The sequence below is a fragment of the Amaricoccus sp. W119 genome, assembly GCF_047275745.1.
Lineage (GTDB): Bacteria > Pseudomonadota > Alphaproteobacteria > Rhodobacterales > Rhodobacteraceae > Amaricoccus.
In genome coordinates, this window is sequence record NZ_JBKQWU010000002.1 from 184,248 (window position 1) to 201,341 (window position 17,094).

At 67.5% G+C, this 17,094-nt stretch carries 20 protein-coding genes and 1 riboswitch; of the genes, 7 read left to right on the forward strand and 13 right to left on the reverse strand.

Annotated features, from left to right (window positions below; all coding sequences use genetic code 11):
• The 7 genes from thiE to ACLJK8_RS02645 all read right to left on the reverse strand — a co-directional run bounded on the left by thiE (nt 1) and on the right by ACLJK8_RS02645 (nt 4,329).
• On the reverse strand, nt 1–663 hold the full coding sequence (thiE, locus tag ACLJK8_RS02615; protein ID WP_413148447.1) for a thiamine phosphate synthase: 663 nt from the start codon (nt 661–663) through the stop codon (nt 1–3).
• Nucleotides 660–1,460 carry a hydroxyethylthiazole kinase gene (gene thiM / locus ACLJK8_RS02620; protein ID WP_413148448.1) on the reverse strand — a complete coding sequence of 267 codons (801 nt, stop codon included), beginning with the start codon at nt 1,458–1,460 and terminating at the stop codon, nt 660–662. The genes thiE and thiM overlap by 4 nt, the downstream gene beginning before the upstream one ends.
• 54 nt (nt 1,461–1,514) lie before the next feature.
• Nucleotides 1,515–1,613: riboswitch (TPP riboswitch) on the reverse strand.
• Nucleotides 1,614–1,746: 133 nt separating this feature from the next.
• A complete protein-coding gene (locus ACLJK8_RS02625; RefSeq protein WP_413148449.1) occupies nt 1,747–2,238 on the reverse strand; it encodes an ATP F0F1 synthase subunit B in 492 nt (163 codons plus the stop codon).
• Between the two features lie 4 nt (nt 2,239–2,242).
• Complete coding sequence (locus ACLJK8_RS02630; RefSeq protein ID WP_413148450.1) at nt 2,243–2,779, reverse strand: F0F1 ATP synthase subunit B'; 537 nt, start codon at nt 2,777–2,779, stop codon at nt 2,243–2,245.
• A gap of 68 nt (nt 2,780–2,847) precedes the next feature.
• Nucleotides 2,848–3,084 (reverse strand): F0F1 ATP synthase subunit C, encoded by a 237-nt coding sequence (locus ACLJK8_RS02635; RefSeq protein ID WP_413148451.1) that lies wholly within the window; start codon nt 3,082–3,084, stop codon nt 2,848–2,850.
• Nucleotides 3,085–3,168: 84 nt separating this feature from the next.
• Nucleotides 3,169–3,921, reverse strand: coding sequence for a F0F1 ATP synthase subunit A (locus ACLJK8_RS02640; protein WP_413148452.1), 753 nt, complete (start codon nt 3,919–3,921; stop codon nt 3,169–3,171).
• A 48-nt stretch (nt 3,922–3,969) separates the two neighbouring features.
• Nucleotides 3,970–4,329, reverse strand: coding sequence for an AtpZ/AtpI family protein (locus ACLJK8_RS02645; RefSeq protein ID WP_413148453.1), 360 nt, complete (start codon nt 4,327–4,329; stop codon nt 3,970–3,972).
• 254 nt (nt 4,330–4,583) lie between these two features.
• Here ACLJK8_RS02645 and ACLJK8_RS02650 point away from each other — a divergent pair, with 254 nt between their 5' ends.
• Nucleotides 4,584–4,976, forward strand: coding sequence for an ArsR/SmtB family transcription factor (locus ACLJK8_RS02650; protein ID WP_413148454.1), 393 nt, complete (start codon nt 4,584–4,586; stop codon nt 4,974–4,976).
• A gap of 108 nt (nt 4,977–5,084) precedes the next feature.
• Here ACLJK8_RS02650 and ACLJK8_RS02655 read toward each other — a convergent pair whose 3' ends face one another.
• Both ACLJK8_RS02655 and ACLJK8_RS02660 read right to left on the reverse strand, forming a co-directional pair.
• Entirely contained in the window at nt 5,085–5,777 is a 693-nt protein-coding gene (locus ACLJK8_RS02655; protein ID WP_413148455.1) for a L,D-transpeptidase, read from the reverse strand.
• Nucleotides 5,778–5,896: 119 nt separating this feature from the next.
• Entirely contained in the window at nt 5,897–6,865 is a 969-nt protein-coding gene (locus tag ACLJK8_RS02660; protein WP_413148456.1) for a Gfo/Idh/MocA family protein, read from the reverse strand.
• Nucleotides 6,866–7,010: 145 nt separating this feature from the next.
• Here ACLJK8_RS02660 and ACLJK8_RS02665 point away from each other — a divergent pair, with 145 nt between their 5' ends.
• On the forward strand, nt 7,011–7,604 hold the full coding sequence (locus ACLJK8_RS02665) for a hypothetical protein (RefSeq protein WP_413148457.1): 594 nt from the start codon (nt 7,011–7,013) through the stop codon (nt 7,602–7,604).
• A 50-nt stretch (nt 7,605–7,654) separates the two neighbouring features.
• Here ACLJK8_RS02665 and rpoH read toward each other — a convergent pair whose 3' ends face one another.
• Nucleotides 7,655–8,551 carry an RNA polymerase sigma factor RpoH gene (gene rpoH, locus ACLJK8_RS02670; protein WP_413148458.1) on the reverse strand — a complete coding sequence of 299 codons (897 nt, stop codon included), beginning with the start codon at nt 8,549–8,551 and terminating at the stop codon, nt 7,655–7,657.
• A gap of 69 nt (nt 8,552–8,620) precedes the next feature.
• Nucleotides 8,621–9,664, reverse strand: a complete 1,044-nt coding sequence (locus ACLJK8_RS02675; RefSeq protein WP_413148459.1) for an RluA family pseudouridine synthase — start codon at nt 9,662–9,664, stop codon at nt 8,621–8,623.
• Between ACLJK8_RS02675 and ACLJK8_RS02680 the strand changes: the two genes are divergently transcribed.
• From ACLJK8_RS02680 to rpoD, 3 genes are all read left to right on the forward strand, one after another.
• On the forward strand, nt 9,663–9,992 hold the full coding sequence (locus tag ACLJK8_RS02680) for a DUF6476 family protein (RefSeq protein ID WP_413148460.1): 330 nt from the start codon (nt 9,663–9,665) through the stop codon (nt 9,990–9,992). The two genes, ACLJK8_RS02675 and ACLJK8_RS02680, sit on opposite strands and share 2 nt — an antisense overlap.
• A gap of 157 nt (nt 9,993–10,149) precedes the next feature.
• On the forward strand, nt 10,150–12,195 hold the full coding sequence (dnaG, locus tag ACLJK8_RS02685; RefSeq protein ID WP_413148461.1) for a DNA primase: 2,046 nt from the start codon (nt 10,150–10,152) through the stop codon (nt 12,193–12,195).
• 111 nt (nt 12,196–12,306) lie between these two features.
• Nucleotides 12,307–14,418, forward strand: a complete 2,112-nt coding sequence (gene rpoD / locus ACLJK8_RS02690; protein ID WP_413148462.1) for an RNA polymerase sigma factor RpoD — start codon at nt 12,307–12,309, stop codon at nt 14,416–14,418.
• Here the strand turns inward: rpoD and ACLJK8_RS02695 are convergent, their stop codons facing one another.
• Together ACLJK8_RS02695 and ACLJK8_RS02700 are read right to left on the reverse strand one after the other, a co-directional pair.
• Nucleotides 14,419–14,730 (reverse strand): hypothetical protein, encoded by a 312-nt coding sequence (locus tag ACLJK8_RS02695; RefSeq protein ID WP_413148463.1) that lies wholly within the window; start codon nt 14,728–14,730, stop codon nt 14,419–14,421. It abuts the gene before it with no gap.
• On the reverse strand, nt 14,727–15,401 hold the full coding sequence (locus ACLJK8_RS02700; RefSeq protein ID WP_413148464.1) for a hypothetical protein: 675 nt from the start codon (nt 15,399–15,401) through the stop codon (nt 14,727–14,729). The genes ACLJK8_RS02695 and ACLJK8_RS02700 overlap by 4 nt, the downstream gene beginning before the upstream one ends.
• Before the next feature lie 280 nt (nt 15,402–15,681).
• Between ACLJK8_RS02700 and sseA the strand changes: the two genes are divergently transcribed.
• Nucleotides 15,682–16,533, forward strand: coding sequence for a 3-mercaptopyruvate sulfurtransferase (sseA, locus tag ACLJK8_RS02705; RefSeq protein WP_413148465.1), 852 nt, complete (start codon nt 15,682–15,684; stop codon nt 16,531–16,533).
• Nucleotides 16,534–16,536: 3 nt separating this feature from the next.
• A complete protein-coding gene (locus ACLJK8_RS02710) occupies nt 16,537–17,082 on the forward strand; it encodes a GNAT family N-acetyltransferase (protein WP_413148466.1) in 546 nt (181 codons plus the stop codon).
• The last annotated feature ends 12 nt before the right edge of the window (nt 17,083–17,094 follow it).

Below are 17,094 nucleotides of genomic sequence, written 5' to 3' on the forward strand. Positions count from 1 at the left end.
TCAGTCTCTCCCCAGTTCCATCCGCGCGGCGGCGATCTCCCGAGCGAGGGCGCGGGCGGCGGCTTCCGGATCGGGCTGGCCGCAGATCGCCGAGACGACCGAGAGCCCGGCGGCGCCGCTCGCGAGCGTGCGGGCGGCGTGCCCCGGCTTCAACCCGCCGATCGCCACCGCGGGCACCGGGCAGGCCGCGACGATGCGCGCGAGCCCGTCGAACCCGGTCGCGGGCTTGTGCCCCGGCTTCGTCTCCGTGGCGAAGACCGGCCCGGCCCCGGCATAATCCACCAAGGCGGGATCGAGGCCGCGGGCGAGCGGCTCGGTCTCCACCGAGAGGCCGAGGACGCGGTCGGCGCCGATCAGCGCGCGCGCCTCGGCCGGGCCCATGTCGTCCTGCCCGATATGCACCCCGTCGGCGCCGATGGTCCGGGCGGCCTCCACGTCATCGTTGATGATGGGCGGGACGCCCGTGCCGGCGAGGGCATTCTTGAGCGCGCGGCCGGCGGCGATGCGATCCGCCGTGGTGCCCTCCTTGTCGCGGAGCTGGATCATGGTCACGCCACCCCGGACGGCGGCGCGGACGGTCTCGACGAGACCGAACCCCGCGCAGAGCCCGGGATCGAGCACCAGGTAGAGCGACAGCCGCGCGGGATCGAACCTCGGACTCATGCCGTGACGACGCGCCCGTCCGCGTCGAGATCGGCGGGTCCGACCGCGGCGAGCGCGTCAAGGAAGCGCCAGCCGAAGCTGCCGGGCCCGGCGGCCTCGCGCGCCGCCGCCTCGCCGGCCGCCGCGAACATCGCGAAGGCCGCCAGTGTCGCCTCGAAGCTCCGGTCCGGGCGCGTGGCGGCGAAGGCGCCCACGAGGCAGGTCAGCGCGCAGCCGAGCGCGGTGACCCTGGGCATGAGTTCGGAGCCGCCATGCACGCGCGCCGACCTCTCGCCATCGGTCACGAAATCGACGGCGCCGCTCACGGCGATCACCGCCCCGGTCTCGCGCGCGAGCGCGCGTGCGACGCTCTCAGCGGCGGCCACTTCGTCGCCGCTGTCGACGCCCCGGCCCTGGCCCACGCCACCGCCGAGCGCCAGGATCTCCGAGGCATTGCCCCGGACGATCGTCGGCCTCAGCTCCATCAACCCCTGCGTCGCGCGTCGGCGGAAGTCGGTCGCGAAATGCGCGACCGGATCGAGAACCCATGGGCGCCCCGCGCGTGTCGCCGCCTCCGCCGCCGCGCGCATGCCGCCCAGCCATTCGGGCGACAGCGTCCCGATATTGACGGTCAGCGCACCGGCGACCGCGGCGAATTCGCCGGACTCGCGCATGTCATGCACCATCGCCGGCGAAGCCCCGGCGGCGAGCAGCGTGTTGGCGGCGATGTTCATCGCCACGAAATTCGTGATGCACTGGACGAGCGGCGCCTTTGCCCGCATCTCGCCGAGCAGCGTCCCCGGAGTTGGTTCCGCCATCGCAATCCTCCCGCGCGAGGGAGCTGCCCGGCCATGCGCGCCCCTGATCACCCGGCGCCTGGCCCGAAACGGCTCCCTCCGCCAGCATGATCTGGTTCAGGTTCGAAGGGTGCCTCTCAGCCCGCGTCCGCGCGAGCGCCCCCGGTTTCCACGTTCGTCTGTCGCAGATCGCCCAAGCGAAGTCACGCCAAATCCGTCGCGTCCTCCATCCCGTGACGCCCGGCCGAACAGGAAAGGACCCGCTTCCAATCGGAAGCGGGTCCCAAGAACTCGCGCGGCGGCGCGATCAGTGAAGGCGCGTGCCGACCTCGGCGATCGCGGCGTCGATCATCGCGTTCGCGTCCTGCGCCTTGATCCGCTCGCGCAGCACATCGCTCGCGGCGGCGACGGCGACGGTGACGGCGCGGTCCTTGATCTGGCGGATCGCCGCCTTCTCGGCGGCGTCGATCTGATCGGTCGCGGTCGCGAGGCGGCGGGCCACCGACCGGCGGATCTCCTCCTTCGCCACCTCGGCCGCGCGTTCGGCGTCGGCCCGGGCGTTGGCGACGATCTCCTCGGCCTGGTCCTTCACTTCCTTCTGCTTGCGCTCGTAGCCCGCGAAGAGCGCCTGGGCCTCCTCGCGCAGCGCCCGCGCCTCGTCGAGGTCGGCCTTGATCCGCACGGCCCGCTCGTCGAGCTTGGAGGCCAGCAGTCCCGGAACCTTCAGATAGCCGAGAATGGCGATGAAGACCAGGAAGCCGATCGTGACGACGATGTCGGTGTTGTTGAGAAAGTCCATGACGTCAGCCCTTCAGCCTGTTGGCGACGGCGGCGTTGACCGCTTCCGCGTCCGCGGCCTTCGGCATGAAGGCTTCCACGATCGCCTGCGCGGTTTCGAGGGCGACTTCCTCGACGCTCCTGGCCGCGCTCTCCTGGATGTCCTGGATGCGCTTCTCCGATTCCGCCGATTTCGCGGCGATCTCGGCGTCGGCTTTGGCCATCAGCTGGTCGAGCTCGGCGTTGATCTCCGCCTTGGTGTCGGCGGCGATCTTCTGCGCCTGCTCCCGCGCCGCGGCCAGGGCCGCGTTGTAGGTGTTCTCGGCCTCTTCCGCCCGCCGCTTGTAGAGCGCGGCTTCTTCGAGGTCGTTGGCGATCGCGTCGTTCCGCTCCGCCAGCACGGCCGCGATGCGCGGCAGCGCGATGCGCGTCATGATGAAGTAAAGGGCGACCAGGGCGACGATCAGCCAGAAGATCAGGTTCGGATAGGTGGTGACATCAAGCTGCGGCATGCCACCTTCGGCTTGCTCCAGCGGAACATCACCCATTGTCTCGGTCGCCATGTCTCACTCCGGCAGGGGCTCGGGGCGCGCCGCCAGGATCGGCGGCGCCGTTCGGTCGATGCGCCGGATCAGACGGCGAACATCAGCAGAAGCGCGACGAGGAACGAGAAGATCCCGAGCGCCTCGGCGAAGGCGATGCCGATGAAGAGGGTCGCGGTCTGTTCGCCGGCGGCGCTGGGGTTGCGCAGGGCGCCCTGGAGGAAGCTGCCGGCGACGTTGCCCACGCCGATGCCCGCGCCGCCCATGCCGATGCAGGCAAAGCCGGCGCCGAGGTACTGACCGAGTTCCGCGATATTGCCTTCCATGTCGAACTCCTATGGATTGGGATGGCTTGTGACTGGTTCAAGGATCGGGTCCCGGCCTTCCCGGCCGGGACGCAGAGGCTGGCCTCAGTGGCCGGGATGCAGGGCGTCGTTGAGATAGACGCAGGTCAGGATCGAGAAGACATAGGCCTGAATGACCGCGACCATGACCTCGAGCGCGAACATCGCGGTGATGGCGAGGATCGGTACCACCGAGAGCAGCCCGAGCGCGCCCGCGAAGCCCGCGAACACCTTGAGCACCGCGTGACCCGCCATCATGTTGCCCGCAAGTCGGACGGAATGGCTGAGCGGGCGGACGAAATAGGAGATGACCTCGATCACCGCGAGGACGATCCGGAGCGCCAGCGTCGGCGCGCTCGACACCCAGAAGAGCTTCAGGAAGCCCGCGCCGTGCTTCATGAACCCGATCACCGTCACCGAGATGAAGACGGCGAGCGCGAGCACGGCCGTCACCGCGATATGCGAGGTCGTCGAGAAGCTGGTCGGGATGAGGCCGACGAGGTTGGCGAAGAGGACGAAGAGGAACAGCGTCAGGATGTAGGGGAAATACTTGAGCCCCTGCTTGCCGGTCACATCCTCGACCATCTTGTAGACGAAGCCGTAGATCAGCTCCGCCATCGACTGCCCCCGCGAGGGCACCGTCTGCCGCCCGCGCGACCCGAAGACCATGAGCAGCGAGACCGCCGCGACCGTCAGGGCGAACCACAGGGTCGCATTGGTGGGCGTGTACCACGACACCTCGTGGCCGCCGAAGAGCGGCTCGACCAGGAACTGCTCCATCGGATGGATGTTGAAACCACCGCCGCCGCCTTCCGCCATCGCGTCTCTCGCTCCCTAGCGCGGACCCTCGGGGTCCCCGTGTCCGATTTAGCGCGGACCCTCCGGGTCCGTGTCCGAATTCCCGGGGGGCGGGCCCATCAGCGCGCCTTCCCCCCGACGGTTCCTGACCTCGGTCGCCGTGCGCAGCATCGTGCGAACACCGGCGGCGAAGCCGAGCAGGGCGAAGACGACGAGGAACAGCGGTTGTGTCCCGAAGAGCGCGTCCAGCCCGTATCCAATTGCGAGGCCGAGGACCATGCCCACGACCAGTTCGATCACCATCCGCCACGCGAGCGAGCCCTGCTGGTACTCGTTCGGCCGGCGCTCCGGCTCCTTGCGCTGCTCATGAGCCGCCGCCAGGCGTTCCTCGAGCCGCTTCATTCTTTCGGCGAACGGATCCTCGGACATGCGAACATCGCCCCCCGGCAGTCCTTCGCGCCGGATCGTGGTAACGGATCGTTGAAAGGCGGTCAAGGGCGGGATTCGCTCTTCCGATCGGTTTAACATATTGATTTTGTTAAGATCGACTTCCACCCCCTGCCCTTCGCGCAGCCCGCGCGGTCAACCGGCCGGTTGACGATCGGCATGGCTCAGCGTCGTCGCCCGGGGGTTGCCGGGGTACCGCCATCGCCGCATAGTCCGGGCAAACCGGGAGGGTTGCGATGGCTGGCACGGAAGATCCGGACCTCGATCGGGTGTTCGCGGCGCTCGCCGACCCGACCCGGCGCGCGATCCTGACCGCGCTGCTCGACGGCGAGGCCAGCGTCAGCGATCTCGCCGAGCCATTCGAGATTTCGCTCGCGGGTGTCTCCAAGCACCTCAGGATATTGACCCTGGCGGGGCTCGTCAGCCAGGTCCGCTCCGGGCGCGAGAAGACCTGCCGGCTGGAACCCGATGCGATCAACGCGGCGCTGATCTGGATGCAGGGCTTCGGCGGATTCGAAGGCATCGACCTCGACGCTGTGGAGCGCATCCTGGCCGGGCTGATCGACGACGAGGATGAGGCCGGGGATGCGGGCGCGAGCGGCGAGGCCCGTCCGCCGGCTGGCGGGTAGTCCCGGTGGCTGGGTTGCGCGCCGGTCGCCGCCACGGGCGATCCAGCGGGCGTTCCGGGACCCCGCGGGTAATGCGCGAGGCACTCCAGCGCGGCGCGCGCCCCGTGTTCAGATGACCTTCACCGGAGCGCCCATCCGGACGCGGTCGTAGAGGTCGATCACGTCCTGGTTCAGCATGCGGAAACAGCCCGACGAGGCTGCCCAGCCGATGCTTCCCGGCTGGTTGGTGCCGTGGATGCGGAAACCTGAATCCGCGCCGTTGAAATCGATGTAGAGCGCCCGCGCGCCGAGCGGATTGTCGAGCCCGCCCGGCATGCCGCCCGCCCATTCCCGCAGCGAGGGATCGCGGACGATCATCTCGGGCGGCGGCGTCCAGCGCGGCCAGCGCGCGGCGCGCCCGATCGTGCCCTCACCGGTCCAGCCGAAGCCCTCGCGGCCGATCGCGATGCCGTAGCGGATCGCGCGGCCCCCGGGTTCGACGAAATAGAGGAAGGGCCCGCGCGTATCGATCACGATCGAGCCCGGCGCCTCCGTTCCCGCGTAAGCGACGTGATGGCGCAGCAGGCCCGCCGGGAAGGCGGCGACGTCGACCGCCGGCACCGTCCAGGCGCCGTCGGCGCGCGCGAGGTAATAGGCGGGATCGGCCGGCTCGAAATCGGGGGCGAGCGACAGGCGCGACGCCTCCGCCCCGCCCACCGGCACCACCACCGCCGGGCCCGCCGGCGCGCAGGCGGCGAGTGCCAGCAGGACGCAAGGCATCAGACGCGCCGAAACGGCGCGCAGGCGCGAAAAACCAGTCATGGTTACTCACCGAAGCGGAATACAGGGCCACCCCGATCATATCACGACCTGCGTGATTCCGCGGGGCGGCCGAGGATTTCTCGCCGGTATTTGTCGCCAATTGGCTAACGCCGCGGCGATCAGTCGCGCGCGGCGTCGTAGATCATGTCGATCATGCGCTGGTTGCCGCGGGAGAATTCGAGCGGGCAGATGTAGTCCGCGCCATCGAGCACGGTGGCGTTGAAGGCATCGATCTGCGCGCGGTAGTGATCGGCGGCGGGAAAGCGCTCGACGGTGCTCACACCATCGGCGGCGCGAAGCTCGATCTCCGCCTCGCCATAGACCCGGGTGTTGAAGGGCGTTGAGAGCGAGATGAAGCCCTTGTCGCCATGGAAGACCATCTGTTGCCTCGGCGCCATCCGCATCGAGACGTAGAAATCCATGGTGAAGCCCGGAAACTCGACCGTCGCCGTCGCCGTCGCATCGATGCCGAGATCCCAGTCGATCTTCGCGGTGGCGGCGACCGGCTCCTGCCCGGTCGCGAAACGGGTCGTGACACTCGGATAGACGCCGATGTCGCGCAGCGCGCCGCCGCCGAGGTCGGGCTGGTTGCGGATATTGCCGGCGTCGGCGTTGAAGAAGCTGAAGGCGCCCTGAACATGGCGAAGCTCGCCGATCGCGCCGGAGGCCAGCAGGTCGCGCACCCGGTGCCATTGCGGATGGTGCGTGACCATGAAGGCCTCCGCCGCGTGACGGCCAGCCTTGTCGCGGGCGGCGATCAGCCCGTCGATCTCGTCGGCGCGCAGCGAGATCGGCTTCTCGCAGAGCACATGCTTGCCGGCTTCGAGGCAGCGCCGCGTCCATTCGACATGCTGGCTGTTCGGAAGCGGCACATAGATCGCGTCGATCTCGGGATCAGCGAGCATCGCATCATAGTCGTCGAAGAGGCGCAGGCCCGGATAGACCGCGACGAACGGATCGGCCTTGCCCGCCGAGCGGCTCGCGACCGCCGCCACGTCGCCCCGGGCGCTCATGTGGATCGCCGGCGCCAGAAACTCGCGCGCGATCTTCGCCGCGCCGAGAATGCCCCATCTCACCCTGTCGGCCATCCGATCCTCCTGAACTGCCATCCGGCGCGACCCTACCGCAGCGGCGTCGGAGGGGTAAACAGGGAGGTGCGCGGATTCGTCGCTGCCCGCGGGGGCGGCCGGCCCATGGGCTTGGTCAAGTCGCCCATGCGAGAAAGCCGGGGCGATGGAACCGATCAGCCCCGCTCCGCCCGGAGCCTTCGAGCATGTCCGCGTCATCATGGGCGTCGTGACAAGCCTCGCGATGACGCGGCTGATCAGCGGGCTCGCGGGCTTCGTCCAGCATCCGACCCGCCGCAAGGTGCATCCGACGCATCTGCTCTGGTCGATCTACATGCTGCTCGGGGTCATGCACTTCTGGTGGTTCGAATTCGCGCTCGGCAGGACCGCGGTCTGGACCTTCGAGCTTTACCTGTTCCTCATCTCCTACGCGATCGCCTTCTACTTTACCTGCGCCCTGCTCTACCCCGACGGGCTGGACGAATACGGCGGCTATCGCGACTACTTCCGGGCGCGCCGCGGGTGGTTCTACGGCTTTCTCGCCCTGCTCGCGCTGCTCGATCTCGTCGATTCATGGGTGAAGGGGCCGGAGCACTTCCGCGCGCTCGGCCCCGTCTATCCATATCGCCAGGCAATGATCGCACTCGCGGCGCTGGCGGCGATCGGAATCCGGCACGACCGCTTCCACCTCGCCTTCGCGGTCGCGGCCCTGATCGCGGAAGTCTGGTGGATTCTCTCCCACTTCCGCGTTCTGAGCTGAACACATCCCGCGCGCGTTCGGCGGCGCCGAGCCGCGTCAGTTCAGCCGCGTCAGTTCAGGGAGGGCACGAGGCCCTGCTCGGCCGCGCGCTCGCGCATCTCCTTCTGCAGCTTCTCGAAGGCGCGGACCTCGATCTGGCGGATGCGCTCGCGGCTGACGCCATATTCCTGGCTCAGATCCTCGAGCGTCATCGGCTCGTCTTTCAGCCGCCGCTCGGTCAGGATGTGACGCTCGCGCTCGTTGAGGCTCTGCATCGCATCCATGAGCAGTTCCTGCCGCGTCTCGAGCTCGTCGCGCTCGGCGAAGGCGGCCGCCTGATCGGCGTCCTCGTCCTCAAGCCAGTCCTGCCATTCCGCCGTACCCTCGCCGTCACCCTTGATCTGGGCGTTGAGGCTCGCGTCGCCGCCCGACATCCGGCGGTTCATCGAGATCACGTCCTGCTCGGTGACGTTCAGGTCCTCGGCGATCTTGGTCACGTTCTCGGGGCGAAGCTCGCCCTCCTCGATCGCGCCGATCTTGTTCTTCGCCTTGCGCAGGTTGAAGAAGAGCTTCTTCTGCGCCGCCGTGGTCCCCATCTTCACGAGGCTCCACGAGCGCAGGATGTACTCCTGGATCGAGGCGCGAATCCACCACATCGCGTAGGTGGCGAGGCGGAAGCCCTTCTCGGGCTCGAAGCGTTTCACCGCCTGCATGAGACCGACGTTCGCCTCGGAGATCACCTCGGAGATCGGCAGGCCGTAGCCGCGGTAGCCCATGGCGATCTTCGCGGCGAGCCGCAGATGGCTCGTCACCAGCTGATGCGCCGCGTCCTTGTCGCCGTGATCGACCCAGGCCTTGGCCAGCATGTATTCCTGCTCGGGCTCGAGCATCGGGAACTTGCGGATCTCCTGCATGTACCGCGACAGTCCCTGCTCAGGCGACGGCGCGGGAAGTTTGGAATAGTTCACACGTCCTCCTCTCGCCGGGGCTGCCCCCGGGCCTTCGTCATTGAGTATAATGCGGCGGTTCCCGCGATGTTAAACATCCGCGTGACCGAGACGGCGCAGCCGCCCGATCAGGTCGCGGAAGTCCGCGGGCGGCGGCGCCTCGAAACGCATGCGCTCCCCCGTAACCGGATGGACGAAGCCGAGGGTCCCGGCATGCAAAGCCTGGCGCGGGAACTCCGCCTCGACGCCCGCCCGGCGCCCGTAGACCCGATCGCCGATCAGCGGATGCCCGGCGAAGGTCATGTGGACCCGGATCTGATGCGTGCGTCCGGTCTCCAGCCAGCATTCGACCAGCGCCGCGGCCGGCGCCGCTTCGGGTCCGAAACGTTCCAGTACCCGGACCCGTGTCACCGCGCGGCGACCACCGCGGCTCAGCACCGCCATGCGTTTGCGGTCGCCCGGATGCCGGCCGATCGCGCCCTCGATCCGCAGGACCCCGCCCGGCTCCCAGGAGATGCCCCGGAGGCCATTGAGCCGCGGGTCGCCCGGATCGGGGGCGCCGCGCACCACCGCGAGATAGCGCCGTTCGAGATCATGCGCCTTGAACTGCGCCGCGAGCCCCTGATGCGTGACATCGTCCTTCGCGACCACCAGCAGACCGGAGGTGTCCTTGTCGATCCGGTGGACGATCCCGGGGCGGATCTCGCCGCCGACGCCGGAGAGCGAATCGCCGCTGTGATGAAGAAGCGCGTTGACGAGAGTGCCGTCCCGCTGTCCCGGCGCGGGGTGCACGACAAGGCCGGCCGGCTTGTCGAGTACGATGAGATGGGAGTCCTCATGGACGATTTCAAGAGGGATATCCTGCGCTTCGGTCCGCGTGGGCACGGGTGCCGGCAGCGTCAGGACGAGCTCCGCCCCGGCGATCCGCGCCTTCGGATCGCGCAGCACCTCGCCACCCGCGCGCGCGACAGCCCCTTCGGCGATCAGCGCCTGGAGGCGGGAGCGGCTCAGCCCCAGCCCCTCTGGCACCGCCTCGGCCAAAGCCTTATCAAGCCGCGACTCGGGCCCCGTCGGCAGCGCGACCCGGATCACCCTCGGCGAGGGGTTGCGAGACGAAGGCGGAGGCGAAGTCATGGCCCGCGAGGCTCCCGATACCGAGGCATTGCCGGAGCCGCCGTCGCTGCGTCGGTTGAGGCGGCTCGTGACCACGCTGACGGTCACGCTGATCGTGGGGGTGATAACGGTCGTTGTGCTCCTTGTCATCCGCCTCGCGCGGATCGAGCCGCCGCCCGACCTGCCCGCCACCGTCGCCCTGCCGTCCGGTGAGGAGGCGACGGCGATGACGCTCGGCGAGGGCTGGGTCGCCGTCGTCACGGTGGATGCCGAGCGGCGCGAGCGCATCCGGGTGATCGACGCCGAGACGGGGGCGGACCGGGGCGTGACGGAGATCGCGCCACGTTGACCGCGCCACGTTGACCACCCCCGCGCTGATCACCCCGCGCTGATCCCGCGCGTTGCCCCCTCGGCCCGCGAGGTCACCGCCAGGGCGCCACGCGCGGCTTCCGCATCTCCCGCCGGTCTGGCAAAATGGCGCGCATTGCGAATCTCAGAAAGAGCCGATGTCGCTTCCCCCCGGTTTCATCGATGAACTGCGTGATCGCGTGTCGCTGGCGGCCGTCGTCGGGCGCAAGGTCAGCTGGGACCGGAAGTCGAACGCGGCGCGCGGCGACTACTGGTCGCCCTGCCCCTTCCATCAGGAGAAATCCGCGTCGTTCCATGTCGACGATGCGAAAGGGTACTACTACTGCTTCGGCTGCCACGCGAAGGGCGATGCCATCACCTTCCTGCGCGAGACCGAGAACCTCGGCTTCATGGAAGCGGTCGAGCATCTCGCCGGGATCGCCGGCATGCCCATGCCCGCCCGCGACCCCGGCGCCGCCGTCCGCGCCGAGAAACGCGACGCGCTCGTCGAGGCGATGGAAGCGGCGGTCCAGTTCTACCGCATGAACCTCAATGGCGCGCGCGCGATCGAGGCGCGGAGCTATCTCGAACGCCGGGGGCTCACGGCCGAGACGCAGGCGCGGTTCGAGATCGGCTACGCCCCCGACAGCCGGACGGCGCTGATCGAACATCTGACGGGCAAGGGCTTCGCGCGGGAGAAACTCGTCGAGGCGGGCCTCGCCGGCCTGCCCCGCGACGGCGGCGGCGCGCCCTACGACCGGTTCCGCGGCCGGATCATCTTCCCGATCCGCGACGCGCAGGGCCGCGCCATCGCCTTCGGCGCCCGCGCGCTCTCGCCAGGACAGGAACCGAAATACCTGAACTCCCCCGAAACCCCGCTCTTCGACAAGGGCCGGAGCCTCTACAACATCGCCCCGGCCCGGGCGGCCGCGCGCGAGGCGGGAACGATCCTCGTGGTCGAGGGCTACATGGACGCGATCGCGCTCGCGCAGGCGGGTTTCGCCAATGCCGTGGCACCGCTCGGCACCGCGATCACCGAGGCGCAGCTCCAGATCTTCTGGCGCATGGCGCCGGAGCCTCTCGTCATGCTCGACGGCGACGCGGCGGGCCTGCGCGCGGGCCAGCGGCTCATCGACCTCGCCCTGCCGCTCCTCGGCGCCGGGCGCTCGCTCCGCTTCGTCATCCTTCCCGCGGGGCAGGACCCGGACGATGTGCTGCGCGACGGCGGCGCACGTGCGATGGCGGCGCTGATCGAGACCTCGCGGCCGCTTCTCGACCTGCTCTGGACGCGGGAGACCGAGGGCGCGGTGCTCGACAGCCCCGAACGCCGCGCCGCGCTCGACTCGCGCCTGCGCGCGCATCTCGACAGGATAGCCGATCCGGGCCTGCGCGCGCATTACGAGGCCGAGATCCGCGAGCGCCGGGCCGAGCTCTTCGCGCGCAGGCGTGGCGAAACCGCGCCGCGCCGCCGGGGCGCCCGCCGCGACGTCCCGCCCCGGAACGGCGCGGCGCCGGCGGGCGGGCCGGTTGCGAGCACGCGCGCCTCGCTGCTCGCGCAAGGGATCGCTTCCAGGGGAGGTCCCGGGGGAGGTCAGGGGAGTGCCCAGGGGCTCGCTCAGGGCGAGGGCACGATCGCCGAGGCGCGGGTGCGCGAAACCGCGATTCTCCTCGGCTGCCTCAACCACCCGGAGATCGCGCTCGCGCATGAGGAACGGCTCGGCCTCGCCGAGTTCCACTGCGCCGATCTCGCGGAGATTCGCGACGCCCTCTTGTCCGCGCTCCTCACGCTCCTAAATGGCGCATCAGGCACTGACTCGGTGGCGGCTCTGGTGTCCCGGCGGCTTGGGCGCGACGTATTGTCCGACCTCGATTGTCTTGGACAGGTCCGGGCGAACCCGTATCTGCGCGCGGGCGCCGATCCGGAAAAGGCCGCCCTCGCGATAGAGGAAGAACTGACCCGACAGGCGGCGCTGGCCGGCTGGCGGGTTGAAACCCGTGAGGCGGCGGCGGGACTGAGCCGCGAAACGGTGGACTGGATCGGCCCGAGACTGCGGCGGGCCGCCGAGGCCGCGCATGAGGCGGGCATGAAGCCGCTCGCCGGCGACCAGACGGATCTGGGCCTCGAGCGCGAGGAATTCGCCTCGACGCTCGCGAGCGTCGAGGCGCAGCAAAGGGCGCACAGGAATCGGAAACGAAAATCCTGAGCATTTGAGGCGGATCGTCGCGAATCATTGCGAATCACCGATTCGTGCGAGACAAACCGAGGCTTCTTCCAACCGGGCGTGACTCCCGGTGCGCAAGGCATGGAGTTAGAAATGGCGAAAGACATGGAGCCGCGGAAGCCCGAGGACGGCCAGGACAACTCCGGCCCGATGCTGGACATGAGCCAGGCCGCGGTCAAGAAGATGATCGCCACCGCCAAGGCGCGCGGCTACATTACCTATGACGAACTGAACGAGGTCCTGCCACAGGACCAAGTCTCCTCGGAACAGATCGAGGATGTGATGGCGATGCTCAACGAGATGGGCATCAACGTCACCGAATCGGACGACAACGACGACGACGATGACGGCGACGAACCCGCCGAGCCCGCGGATTCCGACGGCGGTTCGCGCGAACTCGCGGTCACCTCGGCGGGCGGCGAGTCGCTCGACCGCACGGATGACCCGGTGCGGATGTATCTGCGCGAGATGGGCTCGGTCGAACTGCTGTCGCGCGAGGGCGAGATCGCGATCGCCAAACGCATCGAGGCGGGGCGCAACACGATGATCCTCGGGCTTTGCGAAAGCCCGCTGACGTTCCAGGCCATCACCATCTGGCGCGACGAGCTGCTCGACGAGGCGATCATGCTCCGCGACGTGATCGATCTCGAAACCACCTTCGGCGCCTCGATGGAGACCGACGAGGTCGACAGCGTGCTCTCGGCCCTGAAGGGGACGGCCGGGGATGGCTCCGACACGGTCCGCCCGGCGGCGCCCCGCGCTCCAATGGGCGCGCCGATGAACGCCGCCATGAGTTCCGGCGTGAATCCCGCCTCGGGGCCCGCTCCCGCACAGGCCACCGCCGCGCCGGTCGCCCGCGACGATGACGAGATCGAAGAGGACGAGGACGGCGGCTCCGCCCAGCCGGACGAGGAGGAAGAGGAGGATCAGGGCAACCTGTCGCTCGCCGCGATGGAAGCGGCGCTGAAGCCGCAGGTGCTCGAGACCCTCGACCGGATCGCCAGCGACTACGCCCGCCTCGCCGAGATGCAGGACAACCGCATTTCCGCGACGCTGAACCTCGACGAGACCTTCTCCTCGGGTCAGGAGCGCGAGTACCAGCGGCTGCGCGGCGAGATCGTCGAGCTCGTGAACTCGCTGCATCTCCACAACAACCGCATCGAGGCGCTGGTCGACCAGATCTACGGCATCAACCGCAAGATCATGTCGCTCGACGGCTCCATGGTGAAGCTCGCCGATCAGGCGCGCATCAACCGCCAGGAGTTCATCGACGAATATCGCGGCACCGAGCTCGAGCCCGGCTGGCTCGACCGCGTCGGCGCGCTTTCGACCCGCGGCTGGGACCAGCTCGCGACCCGCTATCGCGACAAGGCCGAGGAGATCCGCTTCGAGATGGCCGAGGTCGGCCAGTATGTCGGCGTCGACATCTCCGAGTTCCGCCGCATCGTCTCCCAGGTCCAGAAGGGCGAGAAGGAGGCGCGGCAGGCGAAGAAGGAGATGGTCGAGGCGAACCTCCGCCTCGTGATCTCGATCGCGAAGAAATACACGAACCGGGGCCTGCAGTTCCTAGACCTGATCCAGGAAGGCAACATCGGCCTGATGAAGGCGGTGGACAAGTTCGAGTACCGCCGGGGCTACAAGTTCTCGACCTATGCGACCTGGTGGATCCGGCAGGCGATCACCCGCTCGATCGCCGATCAGGCGCGCACGATCCGCATCCCGGTCCACATGATCGAGACGATCAACAAGCTGGTCCGGACGGGCCGCCAGATGCTGCACGAGATCGGCCGCGAGCCGACGCCGGAGGAACTGGCCGAGAAGCTGCAGATGCCGCTCGAAAAGGTCCGCAAGGTGATGAAGATCGCCAAGGAGCCGATCAGCCTTGAGACGCCGATCGGCGACGAGGAGGATTCGCAGCTCGGCGATTTCATCGAGGACAAGAACGCGATCCTGCCCTTGGACAGCGCGATCCAGGGCAACCTGAAGGAGACGACGACGCGCGTGCTGGCCTCGCTCACGCCACGCGAGGAACGCGTGCTCCGGATGCGCTTCGGGATCGGCATGAACACCGACCACACGCTCGAAGAGGTCGGCCAGCAGTTCTCCGTCACCCGCGAACGCATTCGCCAGATCGAGGCCAAGGCGCTCCGCAAGCTGAAGCACCCGAGCCGGTCACGCCGGCTCAGGAGCTTTCTGGATCAGTGACTACTCTCCAAGCTTGCCGATTTCAGTATCCACCTCGTCGATGAGACCGGCAAGCTTTTCTCTAATTTTCTTCAAGTTAGCCCTGGCTTCTTTGACCGACTTCATGGCAGTATAGGGGCCGGCAGGAGGCAAGTCCTCGCTTTTTGCCGCCACATCTTTAAATTTACTTCCATTCGAGATCTCAGCGATTCTGCCTCCATTGACGCCGAACCAAGCCGCGATGTCATGTTGGCGGTCGCCCCGTTCTAACATTCCCTTGACTACAGCCGCATCGTGTTCGTCCAGCTTGATGCCACTGGATGGCGCTTTCATATGGCAATCTCCATTTGAGACTCGTCCGAGACTCTCGCCTTATGTGGCTTTGTGTTAAGAAATCGAAGCTCAGTTGGACCCTCGAAACCCTTTTCCCAAACGAACCACGCGAAGTCCTTAGTGCCATTTCCCGGCTTCAATCCCGCCTGAATGACAGCACCGGGCGGCATGGAGGGCCGTGGCGAGATGGAGTAGATGCGCCTCAGGGGTGAATGTGGTAGCCAATCCCTCTTCGCCGAAAACCCCGCCATCCACACAAGCGGCAAGATCATCGCAATCTTACCTCCTTCTGGAGCGATCTGTATCGCCAATCTTACGAAATCTTCAGCCAATCCAAAAGGTGGATTTGAAACTATACTTTTAAAGAATGGAGTTTTTATTCCTAACAAAAAATCCATCTCAATTTCGCAATACGAACTTCTACGAATTATATCCGACCCAACCGTTTGTTTGTTATAGTTCTGAGCACACCGCAAAATTCTGCCAAGTCCACAGGCCGGATCCCAGATCGGCCCCGCAATGTCCTCCACGTCAAAGAGGGCCATCGAGCATTCATACGGCTCGACGTACCAATCATGTTCATCGCGTTCCCATATATGAGCCGCTTTCCCCTTAGTGATCGCCATGCCTGCCTCGATATCTAGTAGTGCCTCGACGGAAGTGTGCAGCATGATGATTCTTCTGACAAGGAGGGCTTAAGGTGCAGAGCCTTGCGCGTATCCTGTTCTCCAGCCAAGTGCGCGCCAGGTTCACCTATGTCATGGACCGTGTGAGCGACGATCGCGAGCCGGTTGTCACCACCCGAGCCAAGATTATGGCATCGCTAGATGACCGTGCGTCAATGGATGATACCACCTACCTGCAATCGGGCCCGCGCCCTTCGACGCCGCGCCTCTTGCCGCGTTCCCGAAACCCCGCTAATCCCAAACCGGTAGCGATGGAGTAGGGCCCATGACCACGAGCGATCCGCGTCTTCTGGTCTCCACGGAATGGCTCGCGGCGCATCTTGGCGCTCCGGACATGCGCGTGCTGGATGCGAGCTGGCACATGCCCGCGACGGGGCGTGACGCCTATGCCGAGTTCCGCGAGCGCCACATCCCCGGCGCGCGGTTCTTCGATATCGACGAGATTTCCGACGATCAGTCCGACCTGCCGCACATGGCGCCGCCGGTGGAGAAGTTCATCAGCCGGATGCGCGCGCTCGGCATCGGTGACGGGCACCGGATCGTCATCTACGACAGCGCGGGGCTCTTCAGCGCGGCGCGGGTCTGGTGGCTGTTCCGGCTCTTCGGCAAGACGGATGTCGCCGTGCTCGACGGCGGGCTGCCGAAATGGATCGCGGACGGGCATCCGGTCGAGGATGGGGCTCCGATCCTGCGCGACCGCCATTTCACCGCGCGGCGCCACGCGAGCCTCGTGCGCGACGTGACCCAGGTCGCGGCCAGCGCCAAGCTCGGCGACGCGCAGATCGTCGATGCCCGCTCGCCCGCCCGCTTCCGGGGCGAGGAGCCGGAACCGCGGCCCGGGCTGCGCTCCGGCCATATTCCCGGCGCGAAGAACGTGCACTACTCGACCCTCCTGAACGAGGACGGCACGATGAAGGAGCCCGAGGAGCTCCGGCGAATCTTCACCGAGGCCGGGGTCGATCTCACGAAGCCGGTGATCACCTCCTGCGGATCGGGCATCACCGCCGCGGTCCTGAGCCTCGCGCTGGAACAGATCGGCCATCGGCGGCATTCGCTCTATGACGGCTCCTGGACCGAATGGGGCTCCTACCCCGATCTCGCGGTCGAACAGGGTTAGGCCATGAGCCTGAAGGCCGGAGATACGGTCGAGGTGACGATCACGCATCTCGAAATGGACAGGCGCCCGGCGCATCCGATCCCGCACATGCCCGCCGGCGCGCCGTCGATGCTGGTCGCGGCCGAACATCCGCCCGTCTGGTACTTCCTGCAGCTCTACGGCGCGGTTGGCGCCGATTACGAATGGACCGACCAGTATCAGCGGAGCGCGGAGGAGCTTTCGGGCTTCCTCGCCGATCCGAAGGTCAAGCTCTGCACGCTCATGCGCGGCGGCTGGCCGCACGGTTTCTTCGTCCTCGACGCGCGCGCCGAGGGGATCTGCGAGATCGCCTATTTCGGCATGGTCGCTGAGGCGATGGGCCAGGGGCTGGGCACGTTCCTGCTCTGCACCGCCGTGCACATGGCCTGGGACCAGCCGGGCACGACCCGCGTCACCGTCAACACCAACACGCTCGATCATCCCCGGGCGTTGCCACTCTATCAGAAGGTCGGATTCCGGGCGGCGCGGCGCGAGGTCGTGACCCGGACCCTGAACCGAGACCGTCAGTGATGAGCCCCGGCG

Coding starts and splice junctions, on each gene's coding strand:
- thiE (WP_413148447.1), bottom strand. CDS start 663: ATGAGTCCGAGGTTCGATCCCGCGCGGCTGTCGCTCTACCTGGTGCTC.
- thiM (WP_413148448.1), bottom strand. CDS start 1,460: ATGGCGGAACCAACTCCGGGGACGCTGCTCGGCGAGATGCGGGCAAAG.
- ACLJK8_RS02625 (WP_413148449.1), bottom strand. CDS start 2,238: ATGGACTTTCTCAACAACACCGACATCGTCGTCACGATCGGCTTCCTG.
- ACLJK8_RS02630 (WP_413148450.1), bottom strand. CDS start 2,779: ATGGCGACCGAGACAATGGGTGATGTTCCGCTGGAGCAAGCCGAAGGT.
- ACLJK8_RS02635 (WP_413148451.1), bottom strand. CDS start 3,084: ATGGAAGGCAATATCGCGGAACTCGGTCAGTACCTCGGCGCCGGCTTT.
- ACLJK8_RS02640 (WP_413148452.1), bottom strand. CDS start 3,921: ATGGCGGAAGGCGGCGGCGGTGGTTTCAACATCCATCCGATGGAGCAG.
- ACLJK8_RS02645 (WP_413148453.1), bottom strand. CDS start 4,329: ATGTCCGAGGATCCGTTCGCCGAAAGAATGAAGCGGCTCGAGGAACGC.
- ACLJK8_RS02650 (WP_413148454.1), top strand. CDS start 4,584: ATGGCTGGCACGGAAGATCCGGACCTCGATCGGGTGTTCGCGGCGCTC.
- ACLJK8_RS02655 (WP_413148455.1), bottom strand. CDS start 5,777: ATGACTGGTTTTTCGCGCCTGCGCGCCGTTTCGGCGCGTCTGATGCCT.
- ACLJK8_RS02660 (WP_413148456.1), bottom strand. CDS start 6,865: ATGGCCGACAGGGTGAGATGGGGCATTCTCGGCGCGGCGAAGATCGCG.
- ACLJK8_RS02665 (WP_413148457.1), top strand. CDS start 7,011: ATGGAACCGATCAGCCCCGCTCCGCCCGGAGCCTTCGAGCATGTCCGC.
- ACLJK8_RS02680 (WP_413148460.1), top strand. CDS start 9,663: ATGGCCCGCGAGGCTCCCGATACCGAGGCATTGCCGGAGCCGCCGTCG.
- ACLJK8_RS02675 (WP_413148459.1), bottom strand. CDS start 9,664: ATGACTTCGCCTCCGCCTTCGTCTCGCAACCCCTCGCCGAGGGTGATC.
- dnaG (WP_413148461.1), top strand. CDS start 10,150: ATGTCGCTTCCCCCCGGTTTCATCGATGAACTGCGTGATCGCGTGTCG.
- rpoD (WP_413148462.1), top strand. CDS start 12,307: ATGGCGAAAGACATGGAGCCGCGGAAGCCCGAGGACGGCCAGGACAAC.
- ACLJK8_RS02695 (WP_413148463.1), bottom strand. CDS start 14,730: ATGAAAGCGCCATCCAGTGGCATCAAGCTGGACGAACACGATGCGGCT.
- ACLJK8_RS02700 (WP_413148464.1), bottom strand. CDS start 15,401: ATGCTGCACACTTCCGTCGAGGCACTACTAGATATCGAGGCAGGCATG.
- sseA (WP_413148465.1), top strand. CDS start 15,682: ATGACCACGAGCGATCCGCGTCTTCTGGTCTCCACGGAATGGCTCGCG.
- ACLJK8_RS02710 (WP_413148466.1), top strand. CDS start 16,537: ATGAGCCTGAAGGCCGGAGATACGGTCGAGGTGACGATCACGCATCTC.